Genomic DNA, 14,356 nt, shown 5'->3' with positions numbered 1-14,356 from the left:
GGAACCGATGAGTTTCAAGGCTGCCGCCATCCAGATGTGCTCCGGGGTCGATCCGGTCAAGAATGCCGCCGCCATGGCGCGACTGGTGCGCGAGGCTGCCGCCCAGGGCGCGACCTATGTGCAGACGCCCGAGATGACCGGCATGCTGCAGCGCGACCGCGCCGCGGCGCTTGCCGTGCTCGCCGACGAGACGCATGACATTATCGTCAAGACCGGCTCCGAGCTTGCTCGGGAATTTGGCATCTACATGCATGTCGGCTCGACGGCGATCGCGCTTTCCGACGGCAAGCTCGCCAATCGCGGTTTCCTGTTCGGTCCGGACGGCAGGATCCTCAATCGCTACGACAAGATCCACATGTTTGATGTCGATCTCGACAATGGAGAGAGCTGGCGTGAAAGTGCGGCCTATAAGGCCGGTTCGGAGGCGCGTGTCCTGTCGCTGCCCTTTGCCGAAATGGGTTTTGCGATCTGCTATGACGTGCGCTTTCCCGCCCTTTTCCGTGCCCAGGCGATTGCCGGCGCCGAAGTGATGACGGTTCCCGCCGCCTTCACCCGGCAGACGGGCGAAGCGCATTGGGAGATCCTTCTGCGCGCCCGCGCAATCGAGAATGGTGTCTTCGTCATCGCCGCGGCGCAGGCCGGCCGGCACGAGGATGGGCGCGAGACTTTCGGCCACTCGATGATCATCGACCCCTGGGGCACGGTGCTGGCCTCGGCCGGTGCCATCGGCGAGGCCGTCATCCTCGCCGAGATCGATCCCGGCGCGGTCAAGGCTGCGCATGACAAGATCCCGAACCTGAGGAACGGCCGGGAATTCTCGGTCGAAAAGATTGCGGGGGCAGTCGAAGGAGGCGTCGCCGCTTGATCCGCTATTCTCTCACCTGCGACAATGCCCATGAATTCGAAGGCTGGTTTTCGGAAAGCGCCGACTTCGACCGTCAGGTCGCGACCGGTTTCCTGACCTGCCCGGTCTGCCATTCCGCCGCCGTCTCCAAGCTTCTGATGGCGCCTTCCGTTTCGACGGCGCGCAAGAAGGAAGAGAGGCAGACCCTGGCGATGGACGCGATGCGGCAGGAGGCCCTGCAAAAACTGAAAGAGGCCGTCGCCGCTGTCAAAGCCAATTCCGAGGATGTCGGCACGAAGTTTCCCGAGGAGGCCCGCAAGATCCATTATGGCGAGGCCGATGCCCGCGGCATCATCGGCCAGGCGACGTTGGACGAAGCGCAGGCGCTGGTGGAAGAAGGCATCGAGATCGCTGCTATTCCGGTTCTGCCGGAGGATGTACACTGAAATTCAGCCGGCGCATTGGCCCAATGACGAAACGTAGCCGGCTTGAATGCCGCATCAAGCCGGCCGTTTTGCCAGGAGCATATAGTTCACGTCCATATCTCTCGACAGATTCCACTGGTTCGACAGCAGATTGAAGAAGACGCCGGTGCGGTCGGTGATTTCGAGGCCGCTTGCGGCAAGCGGTTTCTCCAGCTCTTCCGGACGCACCAGCTTTTCATACTGGTGGGTGCCGCGCGGCAGCCAGCGCAGGATGTTCTCGGCGGCGAAGATGGCAAGCGCTGCCGCCTTCATCGTGCGGTTGATGGTGGCAACGAAGATCAGGCCGCCGGGGCGGACCATTTTTGCGCAGGTCGTCATGAAGAACTCGACGTCGGCGACGTGTTCGACCACTTCCATGTTCAGCACGATATCGAAGGTCTCACCGGCCTCGGCGAGCTCCTCGGCGGTGACGGCGCGGTAGTCGACCGGAACGCCGGACGCTTTCGCATGGGTCGAGGCGATGCCGATATTTTTCTCGGAAGGGTCCGCGCCGGTGACGGTGGCACCCATGCGGGCGACCGGTTCCGACAAAAGGCCGCCGCCGCAGCCGATATCGAGGACGCGCAGACCCTCGAGCGGGCGAGGGCTTTTCGGATCGCGGCCGAAATTCTCGCAGGCCTTGTCTCTGATATAGGCGAGGCGGACGGGATTGAATTTGTGCAGCGGTTTGAACTTGCCGGTCGGGCTCCACCATTCCGCCGCCATCGCCGAGAAGCGGTCCACTTCGCCCTGGTCGATCGTGCTTCTGGCGCCTTCCGTCATCGTCCACTCCTTCGTTCGTCAGATGTGAAGTCGGATGATCACAGGCATAAGTCAAGGGGCGCGAAGCAGGAGACCGACAGGCGTGGAACCGCCCGGCAATTGCTTTTATCGCGCGCGCTTGCCTCCCCCCGCCAAACTCGCTAAGAGACGCCGCAACTTGGGGCCTTACAGGCCTGGGCTTTTAGAGCGGTTCCAGAAATTGTAACTCGGCTCTTTCGCCGAGCGGTCCGCCCCAGAGCTTTCGTGATGCCGGGTTCGGGTTTCCGTTTTCCGGCGCCAGTCGTGGTAGAGGCATATGGCACGCATCGTAATGAAATTCGGCGGCACGTCCGTCGCTGACCTGGACCGCATCAAGAACGTTGCCCGCCATGTGAAACGTGAAGTCGATGCCGGCCACGAGGTGGCGGTGGTCGTTTCGGCCATGTCCGGCAAGACCAACGAGCTGGTTGGCTGGGTGCAGGGCATGCCGAAGGTGATCGGCGCCAACTCTCCGTTTTACGATGCGCGCGAATATGATGCGGTCGTCGCCTCCGGCGAGCAGGTGACCTCGGGGCTGCTGGCGATCGCATTACAAGCGATGGATATCAATGCGCGATCCTGGCAGGGGTGGCAGATCCCGATCCGCACGGACAATGCCCATGGCGCGGCGCGCATCCTGGAGATCGACGGCTCCGACATCATCAAGCGCATGGGCGAGGGGCAGGTCGCCGTCATCGCCGGCTTCCAGGGGCTGGGACCGGACAACCGCCTCGCCACGCTCGGACGCGGCGGATCGGATACGTCGGCCGTCGCCATCGCGGCCGCTGTCAAAGCGGATCGCTGCGATATCTATACCGATGTCGACGGCGTTTACACGACCGATCCGCGCATCGTGCCGCAGGCGCGAAGGCTGAAGAAGATCGCTTTCGAAGAAATGCTCGAGATGGCTTCGCTCGGCGCCAAGGTGCTGCAGGTGCGCTCGGTCGAGCTCGCCATGGTGCACAAGGTGCGTACCTTCGTGCGCTCGTCTTTCGAAGATCCCGATGCTCCGGGCATGGGCGATCTGTTGAACCCGCCCGGAACGCTGATTTGTGACGAGGATGAAATCGTGGAACAGGAAGTAGTCACCGGCATCGCCTATGCCAAGGATGAGGCTCAGATCTCGCTTCGCCGTCTTGCCGACCGGCCGGGCGTCTCCGCCGCGATCTTCGGGCCGCTTGCCGAATCCCATATCAATGTCGACATGATCGTCCAGAATATTTCCGAGGACGGATCGAAGACCGATATGACCTTCACCGTGCCGTCTGGCGACGTCGAGAAAGCGATCAAGGTGCTCGGCGACCATAAGGAGAAGATCGGCTATGACGTCGTGCAGAACGAATCGGGACTGGTGAAAGTCTCGGTCATCGGCATCGGCATGCGCAGCCATGCCGGCGTTGCTGCTACCGCATTTCGTGCACTTGCCGAAAAAGGCATCAACATCAAGGCGATCACCACCTCCGAGATCAAGATTTCCATCCTGATCGACGGTCCCTATGCAGAACTCGCTGTCAGGACTTTGCATTCCTGCTACGGTCTGGATAAGAATTGATTCCCAGCGGGTGGCCTGCTCCTTCAGGTTGAGGAGACGACGGCAGGCCGGCCGGGACAGAGTGCGTTGTTTCGGGAGCTTGAGACGTCATGAGAGACCTTTCCGGCGGTCCGCGCGTGCTGCTCAGGCGGCTGCGCGAGTTGATGGCAGAGCCGCTGGAGCCGCAGGATCGTCTTGACCGGATCGTCCGCCAGATTGCCAGCAACATGGTGGCGGAAGTCTGCTCCGTCTATGTGCTGCGCGCCGACGGTGTGCTTGAACTCTACGCCACCGAAGGCCTCAACCGCGAGGCCGTGCACCTGGCACAGCTGAAGATGGGGCAGGGCCTCGTCGGCACGATCGCGGCTTCAGCGCAGCCGCTCAACCTTTCCGACGCGCAGTCGCATCCGGCGTTCCGCTACCTGCCGGAGACGGGTGAAGAGATCTACCATTCCTTCCTCGGCGTGCCGATCTTGAGGACCGGGCGCTCGCTCGGCGTTCTCGTCGTGCAGAACAAGGCGAGCCGCACCTATCGCGAGGAAGAGGTGGAAGCGCTCGAGACGACGGCAATGGTGCTTGCCGAGATGATCGCAACCGGCGAACTGAAGAAGATCACCAAGCCGGGCCTTGAACTCGACCTGACGCGCTCGGTGACCGTCGACGGCGACACGTATAATGACGGCATCGGCCTCGGCTACGTCGTGCTGCACGAGCCGCGCATCGTCGTTACCAACCTGCTCAACGAGGATGCCGAGAAGGAAATCCGGCGGCTGGCTGAAGCCATGGGGTCGCTCAGGATCTCAATCGACGACATGCTGTCGCGTCGCGACGTGTCGATGGAGGGCGAGCATCGTGAGGTGCTCGAAACCTACCGGATGTTCGCGCATGACCAGGGCTGGGTGCGCAAGCTCGAGGAGGCGATCCGCAACGGCCTGACGGCGGAAGCGGCGGTCGAGAAGGTGCAGAGCGACACCAAGGCGCGGATGATGCGGTTGACCGACCCCTATCTGCGCGAACGCATGCATGATTTCGAGGATCTGGCGAACCGTCTGCTTCGGCAGTTGACCGGTTATACCGGTCGGACGACCGCGGAAGGTTTCCCCAACGACGCGGTCATCCTGGCGCGTGCCATGGGGGCGGCGGAACTGCTCGATTATCCGCGCGCCAATGTCCGCGGGCTAGTGCTGGAGGAAGGGGCGGTGACGAGCCATGTGGTGATCGTCGCGCGTGCCATGGGCATTCCTGTTATCGGCCAGGCGGCGGGTGTCGTGGCGCTCGCCGAGAACGGCGATGCCGTGATCATCGACGCCGATGAGGGGCATGTGCACCTGCGGCCAATGGCCGATCATCGCCGTTCCTACGAGGAAAAGGTCCGCTTCCGCGCCAGACGGCAGGAGCAGTTCCGGGCACTGCGCGCCATCGAGCCGGTCACCAAAGACGGCCAGCGGATCTCGCTGATGATGAATGCCGGCCTGCTGGTCGATCTGCCGCAGCTGTCGGAATCGGGTGCAGAGGGCATCGGTCTCTTCCGCACCGAGCTGCAATTCATGATCGCCTCCACCATGCCGAAGGCGGACGAGCAGGAGCAGTTCTACCGCAATGTGATCAAACAGGCGGCCGGCCGCGTCGTCACCTTCCGCACGCTCGATATCGGTGGCGACAAGGTGGTGCCCTATTTCCGCGGCCACGAGGAGGAAAACCCCGCACTCGGCTGGCGCGCCATCCGGCTGTCGCTCGACCGGCCGGGACTGTTGCGCACTCAGCTGCGCGCCCTGCTGAAAGCGTCGGCCGATACCGAGCTGAAGCTGATGGTGCCGATGGTGACCGAGGTTTCCGAGCTGAGGATGGTCCGCGAGCTCCTGCAGAAGGAAGTGCAGCATCTCTCGCGCTTCGGCCACGGGCTGCCGCGCAAGCTGCAATTCGGTGCGATGCTGGAGGTGCCGGCGCTGCTCTGGCAGCTCGACGAGCTGATGGAGGCGGTCGATTTCGTTTCGGTCGGTTCGAACGATCTCTTCCAGTTCTCGATGGCCGTCGACCGCGGCAATGCGCGTGTGTCGGACCGCTTCGATCCGCTGGGCAAGCCGTTCTTGCGGATCCTGCGCGACATCGTGCGTGGGGCGGACCGGAACAAGACGCCGGTGACGCTTTGCGGCGAACTTGCCGGCAAGCCGCTCTCGGCAATGGCGCTGCTCGGCATCGGATTCCGCGCGATTTCGATGTCACCGGCCTCGATCGGGCCGGTGAAAGCAATGCTGCTCGGGCTTGATGTCGAAGCGTTGGCAAAGGTGATGGACGAAGTGCTGGACGATCATCGCAGCACGGTGACGATGCGCGAGGTGCTTGCCCGCTTCGCCGAGAGCCACAATATTCCCCTTTAGAGAAATATAAGAAGAATCGGAGTGAAGGGTGGCGAAGCTTCCCGTTGAAAAGATGCGCGAGCTGGAACGCCGCTTCGGCGAGATCGAGGCGCGCATGTCGACCGGCCCGGCCGCCGATGTGTATGTGAAGCTCGCATCCGAATATTCCGAGCTGCAGCCTGTCGTCACGAAGATCCGCGCCTACGAGAAGGCGGTCGCTGAGCTTGCCGATCTCGAAACGCTGCTCGAGGACAAATCGGTCGATCGCGAGATGCGCGATCTAGCCGAACTCGAATTGCCCGAAGTGAGAGCGCGGATCGAGGTGCTGGAGCAGGAAATGCAGATCCTGCTTCTGCCGAAGGATGCGGCGGATGAAAAGAGCGCGATCCTGGAAATCCGCGCCGGTACCGGCGGCTCGGAAGCTGCCCTTTTTGCTGGCGATCTCTTCCGCATGTATGAGCGTTTCGCCGCCGAAAAGGGCTGGAAGGTGGAGGTGCTCTCTGCAAGTGAGGGTGAAGCCGGCGGCTACAAGGAAATCATTGCGACGATCACCGGGCGAGGCGTCTTTGCCAAGCTGAAATTCGAATCCGGCGTACACCGCGTGCAGCGTGTGCCGGAAACCGAGGCGGGCGGGCGCATCCATACCTCGGCCGCGACGGTGGCGGTGCTGCCGGAGGCAGAGGAGATCGACATCGAAATCCGACCGGAAGATATCCGCATCGACACGATGCGTTCCTCCGGTGCCGGCGGCCAGCACGTTAATACGACTGACTCGGCGGTGCGCATCACGCACCTGCCGAGCGGCATCGTCGTCACCAGCTCGGAAAAATCGCAGCATCAGAACCGCGCCAAAGCGATGCAGGTTCTGCGTTCCAGGCTCTACGATGCCGAGCGGCAGCGGGCCGACAGCGAACGCTCGGCCGACCGCAAGAGCCAGGTCGGCTCCGGCGATCGCTCGGAACGCATCCGCACCTATAACTTCCCGCAGGGACGCGTGACGGACCATCGCATCAATCTGACGCTCTATAAGCTCGACCGGATGATGGAGGGGGAGATCGAGGAGGTCGTCGATGCGTTGATGGCCGACTATCAGGCAAGCCAGCTTGCGCAGCTCGGCGAGCAGCTATGAGCCAGACGGTCGCCGATATGCTTGCCGAAGCGCGCCGTCGCTTCACGGAGGCAGGCATCGCCGATCCGGCAACCGATGCGCGTCTGCTTGTCGCGGGCCTTCTGAAACAGTCATCGACCGAACTGTTGACGCGATCGGCCGAGAAGCTTTCTGCTGATCAGATCGCGATGATTTCCAAGGCGCTGGAGCGGCGACTCGGCCATGAGCCGGTGCATCGCATTCTTGGCGAACGGGAATTTTACGGCCTGGCGCTCCAGCTATCGGCGGAAACCCTGGAGCCGCGGCCGGATACGGAAATTCTGGTCGATACGGTGCTTCCCTATCTCAAGGACCTTGCAAAGGTCCACGGGCGTCTCCATATTCTTGACATCGGAACAGGGACCGGGGCGATATGCCTTGCGCTGTTGAGCGAGTGTCTCGAGGCGTCAGGCATCGGCAGCGACATATCGGCGGATGCCCTCGGAACGGCAAGATCAAACGCAGAAAGAAACGGGTTGCAGGATCGCTTTCAGGCTGTACGGTCGAAATGGTTCGAGAAGATCCAGGGCTCATTTCACGCGATTGTCTCAAATCCGCCCTATATTGCCTCCAATGTCATTCACGATCTTGCTCCCGAAGTGACGAAATTTGATCCGGTTGCGGCTCTGGATGGCGGCCCGGATGGGCTTGACGCCTACAGAGCCATAGCCAAGGATGCGGCAAGGTTCATGAGGCCCGATGGGGTTCTCGCACTGGAAATCGGCTACGATCAGCGAAACGATGTGACGGCGATCTTCGAAGCGAAGGGCTTCAACTGCCTCAAATCCGTGAAAGATTATGGTCAGAACGACAGGGCGCTCATGTTCGCGCTCGCCTAAAAGGCGATTATGGCGGCATTGAACGGGACATTATTGTTATTGCGAAGAAAAGGCTTGGATTTCCCCGGGAAGCAATATAGGTTGCGGACACGTGTTGGGCAGAGAGGAATGAACGAGATTCGTTCGGTACTTGGTTTGCCTCGGGGGTCCGCTCTTTTAAACGAGAGTTTCAACGGTTGAACACGACCCAACGCGTGAATCAGTCAAACTGACTTGAGAACCAAGCGGCAGGTCGGCGCAGAGGCGCAGTATGCTCGCGGCACAAAGGTCCTGACCCGGTTTTCCGGTCATGGCGGTTGGTGCCATGTATCCATCACAAACAGAGAATTCAGGGAACGATCTATGAGGCCAGGACAGCAAAACAAGCGCGGTCGAGGGCGTGGTAACAATAATAACAATGGCGGCGGCGGAAATAACAACAACAACAATTTTAACCGCAAGGGCGGCAATCCGCTGACCCGGACCTATGACAGCTCCGGCCCCGACGTGAAAATTCGCGGCACTGCCCAGCATATTGCCGAGAAATATGCGCAACTTGCCCGTGACGCCCAGAGCTCCGGCGACCGCGTGATGGCCGAGAACTATCTTCAGCACGCCGAACATTACAATCGGATCATCGCCAGCGCCCAGGCGCAGATGCAGGAGCGTTTCCAGCGCGACGACCGCGGCGACTACAATGACCGCGACGCGGCGGATCGCGACGGCGACGATATTGATAACAACGACAATGACGGCGATGATGCCGTTATCGTTCAGCCGCCGCAGAGCAGGCAGCACCAGCCGCAGGCACAGCCGCAGCCGGCTCCCGCTCCGGCACCTCAGCCCGAGGTCATCGATGGAACCGGTCCGCAGCCGGAGATCGAAGGCATTCCTGCCGAGGTCGCCATGGACGAGGAAGGTTCCGCCGGCCAGCCGCGCGAACGCCAGCCGCGCCGCCGCAGCGCCGGCAATCGTCCCCGTCGCCCGCGTCGTGGCGCAGAAGGCGACGCAGCCCCGGAAGGCGAGGGCGCTTCCGCCGAGGCGCCTGTTCTGGCGGACGCCACATCGGAGTGAAGGATTTCGCCTTTCCTTCGGGAAAAGGCGGGACGTTCATACCATCTGCCCGGATTTGCTTGAAAATCCCCGGCCCTGTGCCGGGGATTTTCATTTTACGGGCTCTTTAAACTCCTGGAAAAGGCTACCATATTCTCCTCGAACTGCTTCGCCCAAATCGAGAGACGGGCAAGCGCGGCCTGCCTTTTCAGGGGGCCGATCTCAATCATCGGTTTGCGCCTCGTAAGGGCAGGGCGATCCATGGAGGTGGAATATGAATATCGAGAAATATTCGGAGCGGGTGCGCGGCTTCATCCAGTCGGCGCAGACCTATGCGCTAGCGCAGGGTCATCAGCAATTTTCGCCTGAGCACGTGCTGAAAGTCCTGCTCGATGACGATCAGGGGATGGCGGCGTCGCTGATCGAGCGCGCTGGCGGCGATCCCAAGGCTGCCCGGCTTGCCAATGACGCGGCCCTTGCCAAATTGCCGAAGATCTCAGGCGGCAACGGCAACATCTATCTGGCGCAGCCGCTGGCCAAGGTGCTTTCGACCGCCGAAGAGGCGGCGAAGAAGGCCGGCGACAGCTTCGTCACCGTTGAGCGCCTGCTGCAGGCGCTGGCAATCGAATCCTCGGCGTCGACCTTTTCGACACTGAAGAATGCCGGCGTCACGGCTCAGGGCCTCAACCAGGTCATCAACGATATCCGCAAGGGTCGGACGGCCGATTCCTCCAACGCCGAGCAGGGCTTCGATTCTCTGAAGAAATTCGCGCGTGATCTGACCGGCGAAGCTCGCGAAGGCAAGCTCGATCCGGTGATCGGGCGCGACGATGAGATTCGCCGCACCATCCAGGTCCTGTCCCGCCGCACCAAGAACAACCCGGTGCTGATCGGCGAGCCAGGCGTCGGTAAGACGGCGATCGTCGAAGGGCTGGCGCTGCGTATCGTCAACGGCGACGTGCCGGAATCGCTCAAGGACAAGAAGCTGATGGCGCTCGACATGGGCGCGCTGATTGCCGGCGCGAAATATCGCGGCGAATTCGAAGAGCGGCTGAAGGCCGTGCTCAACGAAGTGCAGGCGGAAAACGGCGAGATCATCCTGTTCATCGACGAGATGCACACGCTGGTCGGCGCCGGCAAGGCCGATGGGGCGATGGATGCCTCCAACCTGCTGAAGCCTGCTCTTGCCCGCGGCGAGCTGCATTGCGTCGGCGCGACCACGCTCGACGAATATCGCAAGCATGTCGAAAAGGATCCGGCGCTTGCCCGTCGCTTCCAGCCCGTCGTCGTCGACGAGCCGACGGTCGAAGACACGATCTCGATCCTGCGCGGCCTCAAGGAGAAATACGAGCAGCATCACAAGGTGCGCATCGCCGATGCGGCGCTTGTCGCCGCCGCGACACTGTCCAACCGTTACATCACCGACCGTTTCCTGCCCGACAAGGCGATCGATCTAATGGATGAGGCGGCAGCGCGGTTGCGCATGCAGGTGGATTCCAAGCCGGAGGAGCTCGACGAGCTCGACCGCCGCATCATCCAGCTGAAGATCGAACGCGAGGCGTTGAAGAAGGAAACCGACGTCGCCTCCGCTGATCGGCTGAAGCGGCTGGAGGCCGAACTGACCACGCTTGAAGAGGAGGCCGATGCGCTGACGGCCCGCTGGCAGGCGGAAAAGCAGAAGCTCGGCCTTGCCGCCGATCTCAAGAAGCAGCTCGACGATGCCCGCAACGAACTGGCGATCGCCCAGCGCAAGGGTGAGTTCCAGCGCGCCGGCGAGCTGACCTATGGCGTCATTCCGGATCTCGAAAAGCAGCTCGTCGAAGCCGAGAAGCAGGATGGCGAGCGCGGCGCGATGGTCCAGGAGGTGGTGATCCCCGACAACATCGCCCATGTCGTTTCCCGCTGGACCGGCATCCCGGTCGACAAGATGCTGGAGGGCGAACGCGACAAGCTGCTTCGGATGGAAGACGAGCTCGGGAAATCGGTGATCGGTCAGGGCGATGCTGTTCAGGCCGTGTCGCGAGCGGTCCGCCGCGCCCGCGCCGGTCTGCAGGATCCGAACCGGCCGATCGGCTCGTTCATCTTCCTCGGCCCGACCGGCGTCGGCAAGACGGAGCTCACCAAGGCGCTCGCCCGCTTCCTGTTCGACGACGAAACGGCGATGGTTCGCATGGACATGTCGGAATATATGGAGAAGCACTCCGTTGCCCGGCTGATCGGCGCCCCTCCCGGCTATGTCGGTTATGACGAAGGCGGAGCGCTGACGGAAGCCGTGCGCCGCAGGCCTTATCAGGTCGTGCTGTTCGACGAGATCGAGAAGGCGCATCCGGACGTCTTCAACATCCTTCTGCAGGTACTGGACGATGGACGTCTCACCGACGGCCAGGGCCGGACGGTGGATTTCCGCAACACGATGATCATCATGACCTCGAACCTCGGCGCCGAATATCTGACGCAGCTCAGGGACGGCGACGACAGCGATACGGTTCGCGAACAGGTGATGGAGGTCGTGCGCGGGCATTTCCGGCCGGAATTCCTGAACCGCATCGACGAGATCATCCTCTTCCACCGCCTGAAGCGCGAGGAGATGGGCGCGATCGTCGATATCCAGCTGAAGCGGCTGGTGGCTCTGCTGTCGGAGCGCAAGATCGTCATCGATCTCGATGAGGACGCCCGCCACTGGCTGGCGAATAAAGGGTATGATCCGGTCTACGGCGCAAGGCCGCTGAAGCGGGTAATCCAGAAATTCGTGCAGGATCCACTCGCCGAGCAGATTCTGTCCGGCCAGGTGCCGGATGGATCGACGGTGAAGGTGACAAGCGGTTCGGACCGGCTGCAGTTCCGGACCCGGCAGTCGGTCAGCGAAGCGGCATAGGGCGAGCCGTCGGTTGAATGAGAAATGGCGGCCTCGGCCGCCATTTTTTGGGCCGAGACGCCCCAGCAGTTCATCAGCCTGCCGGCTGTGGCGACGATTACTTGCTCGCCACCTGATCCGGTGTCTGGTTGTTCAGCAGGGTATCGATGCGCTTGCGCTCATCCTCGAATTTTGCCAATGCCTCGCCCTGCAAGGATTTGCCGCCCGGCAGGCGAATGCGCAGGGGGTCGACCTTGGTGCCGTTGACGATCAGCTCGTAATGCAGATGCGGTCCGGTGGATTCGCCCGTCGTGCCGACCCAGCCGATCACTTGGCCCTGGCGGATCTTGGCGCCGGGCACGACGCCCTTGGCGATGGCGCTTTGGTGATTGTAGGAGGATTCGTAACCGTTCGCATGGCGAATGATCGTCTGGTTTCCATAGCCACCGGAATCCCACCCGGCTTTCTCGACCGTGCCGTTGCCGGCAGCGATGATCGCCGTGCCGCGGGGGGCCGCCCAATCGACGCCGGTATGCATGCGGGCAAAACCGAGGATTGGGTGCCGGCGCATGCCGAAGCCGGATTTGAAGATGCCGTTCGGAACCGGGTTGCGCAGCAGGAACTGGCGGATGCTCTTGCCGTTCTCGTCGAAATAATCGACCGTGCCGTCCTCGGGATCCTGGAAGCGGTAGAAGCGCGTCTGCGTATCGCCGAAACGGGCGTTGACGTATAGCAGTTCGGAATCCTCGGTTGCCTGGCCGGCACTGTCGGCGACGGAGAAGAAGGCCTCGAGCGTATCCGTCGGTCTCAGCTGCGCCTGGAAATCGACATTGCTGGCGAGCAGCTTGATGATCAGCGCGGTCATATCCTTGGTCATGCCGTAGGAAAGGGCAGCGCGAAAGATGCCGTCATAAACGCGTGGCAGGTTCTGGCCGGGCGGCGGGGCGAAGGAATTGTCATCAAAAGCTGTGGCGATGGCGTCCAGCATCGGCGGCTCGCTCCCTGGCACATATTTGCCCTTGTCGTCGAGAGCCACGGTGACCAGATGGCGCGTTCCGCGATAGACGCTGGCCCGGATGATCTTTGCCTGTTCGCCCTTCTGGATGATGCCGATCCGCAGCACGTCGCCTTTTTCGAGGTCGCTGGCTCCCAACTGCTGGGCGATGATGCCGGCAATGCCATCGGCATATTGCTGCGGATAGCCGGAATCTGTCAGCGCCTTGGCGATGGGTGCGTCGACGCGCACCGGCAGGATGTCGTCTGCGAATTCTTCGGTCTGCGGCGTGATCGATTCCGGTGCGGAGACGGTCATGTTCTGCTCGAGAACGCGGGCGGAGAGACCCGCAGTCAAATCGACATCGGCATCCTCGTTGGAGAAACGACGCGGATCGACGTAATAAAGCGCTGCGAGCTGCGTATTGCCGTCGGTCAGCACGGAACCGTTGGAGCGCACATTTTCTTCGACCTCCTCGAGTGACAGGCCGGAGGCCATCTTCATACCGGTTTTGCCGGTCGGGAAGGCGATGGTTTTCAGGCTGACTTCGGATTCAACGTCGGAGCCGTAAAGCGCCCCGGTGCGGCTTTGCGGGGCAGGCTGCGGCTCGTCGGCGGAGAAGATCGCCAGGGGATCGAAATCGGGATAGTCCTCGGTCGCGACATGGTTGGCGGCCAGCGTCATCTTCACATGCGCGAAGGGCTGGCGGCGCACGACCTCTTTTTCGCCGTCATGGACGACGGTGGAAACTTCCATGATCGCCCGGTCGGACGGTTTTGCGGCGATGGCGGGCGCGATCAGCCGGCCGCCGCGGACGACGGTCGTATCCTCATGCGCTTCTGTGGCAGCACTCGCATAGGCTTCGGCGGGGATCGCCAGCTGTTGGCGGCCATCAAGGGCGGCAAACAGGGCGACGCCCATCAGGACGGAAGAGGTAATGCCGGTGAGGAACGTGCCCGAGAGCCAGCGCAGGGAAACCTCGCGACGGTCGGGAGCGCGCCTGCCGTCGGCCAGAAGCGGAGGCTCGTTGCCCAACGAGCGGATCATCATTTTCTCCGTCATCATGGCAGTCGGGTCCGCATCCTTACATTTGAAGTCTCTTGGAGCATTTCCTGGCCATCCTGGCTGGGGCGAAAGATGTGCATATTTTAAGCATGGAAGTCAAATCGCTCACTGGAAGCAATCTGCCTGCATTTGCCTGTGTGAATCATGTGTCCCTTAAGACCAGCAGATTGTGATCATGTCGGGGCGTGAGAGACGAAAGGGCGCCCTTTCCACGAAAAGTCGAAGAATATTCACATCTCCGAACCCGTCCGCTCGAGGTCGGAGTCCGGAAAACGACCGGCTTTCAGCGGGTTCCGAAATTTCGCGTGTTGAAACAATGATTTGAAAGAAAAATGATTTTTTTCAGAATGCGCTGTTGACTTGGAAAAGGGGTTGGTTCTATAAGCCCACTCACTGAACGAGGGCGGCGGCGCTGCTGGCGACGAAGT

The 14,356-nt window shown here is 61.7% G+C and carries 11 protein-coding genes; 8 read left to right on the top strand and 3 right to left on the bottom strand.

Features of this window, described 5'->3' with window-relative positions:
* Window positions 1–7 precede the first annotated feature (7 nt).
* Window positions 8–865 (top strand): carbon-nitrogen hydrolase family protein, encoded by an 858-nt coding sequence (locus PYR71_RS28595; RefSeq protein WP_275621690.1) that lies wholly within the window; start codon window positions 8–10, stop codon window positions 863–865.
* On the top strand, window positions 862–1,290 hold the full coding sequence (locus PYR71_RS28590) for a DUF1178 family protein (protein WP_183917063.1): 429 nt from the start codon (window positions 862–864) through the stop codon (window positions 1,288–1,290). Before PYR71_RS28595 ends, PYR71_RS28590 begins: the two co-directional genes overlap by 4 nt.
* Before the next feature lie 54 nt (window positions 1,291–1,344).
* Here PYR71_RS28590 and ubiG read toward each other — a convergent pair whose 3' ends face one another.
* Entirely contained in the window at window positions 1,345–2,091 is a 747-nt protein-coding gene (ubiG, locus tag PYR71_RS28585) for a bifunctional 2-polyprenyl-6-hydroxyphenol methylase/3-demethylubiquinol 3-O-methyltransferase UbiG (protein ID WP_183917061.1), read from the bottom strand.
* 295 nt (window positions 2,092–2,386) lie between these two features.
* Here ubiG and PYR71_RS28580 point away from each other — a divergent pair, with 295 nt between their 5' ends.
* The 6 genes from PYR71_RS28580 to clpB all read left to right on the top strand — a co-directional run bounded on the left by PYR71_RS28580 (window position 2,387) and on the right by clpB (window position 11,890).
* Entirely contained in the window at window positions 2,387–3,661 is a 1,275-nt protein-coding gene (locus PYR71_RS28580) for an aspartate kinase (RefSeq protein WP_064686444.1), read from the top strand.
* Between the two features lie 89 nt (window positions 3,662–3,750).
* Window positions 3,751–6,018: a phosphoenolpyruvate--protein phosphotransferase gene (ptsP, locus tag PYR71_RS28575; protein ID WP_275621689.1), complete on the top strand. Its 2,268-nt coding sequence runs from the start codon at window positions 3,751–3,753 to the stop codon at window positions 6,016–6,018.
* Between the two features lie 28 nt (window positions 6,019–6,046).
* A complete protein-coding gene (gene prfA, locus PYR71_RS28570; RefSeq protein WP_275621688.1) occupies window positions 6,047–7,126 on the top strand; it encodes a peptide chain release factor 1 in 1,080 nt (359 codons plus the stop codon).
* Window positions 7,123–7,983 (top strand): peptide chain release factor N(5)-glutamine methyltransferase, encoded by an 861-nt coding sequence (gene prmC, locus PYR71_RS28565; RefSeq protein WP_275621687.1) that lies wholly within the window; start codon window positions 7,123–7,125, stop codon window positions 7,981–7,983. The genes prfA and prmC overlap by 4 nt, the downstream gene beginning before the upstream one ends.
* A 342-nt stretch (window positions 7,984–8,325) precedes the next feature.
* Window positions 8,326–9,036 carry a DUF4167 domain-containing protein gene (locus PYR71_RS28560; RefSeq protein ID WP_275621686.1) on the top strand — a complete coding sequence of 237 codons (711 nt, stop codon included), beginning with the start codon at window positions 8,326–8,328 and terminating at the stop codon, window positions 9,034–9,036.
* A gap of 253 nt (window positions 9,037–9,289) precedes the next feature.
* A complete protein-coding gene (clpB, locus tag PYR71_RS28555) occupies window positions 9,290–11,890 on the top strand; it encodes an ATP-dependent chaperone ClpB (protein WP_275621685.1) in 2,601 nt (866 codons plus the stop codon).
* Between the two features lie 97 nt (window positions 11,891–11,987).
* Here the strand turns inward: clpB and PYR71_RS28550 are convergent, their stop codons facing one another.
* Together PYR71_RS28550 and PYR71_RS28545 are read right to left on the bottom strand one after the other, a co-directional pair.
* Entirely contained in the window at window positions 11,988–13,928 is a 1,941-nt protein-coding gene (locus PYR71_RS28550; protein ID WP_183917050.1) for a M23 family metallopeptidase, read from the bottom strand.
* A 230-nt stretch (window positions 13,929–14,158) separates the two neighbouring features.
* Window positions 14,159–14,356, bottom strand: a 198-nt coding sequence (locus tag PYR71_RS28545; protein ID WP_275621684.1) for a hypothetical protein, incomplete at its 5' end; no start/stop codon positions are given.

This window comes from Rhizobium mulingense (assembly GCF_029194105.1).
Lineage (GTDB): Bacteria > Pseudomonadota > Alphaproteobacteria > Rhizobiales > Rhizobiaceae > Rhizobium > Rhizobium mulingense.
Note: the sequence above shows the minus strand (reverse complement) of the source record. Positions and strands in the feature narration are given on the sequence as shown.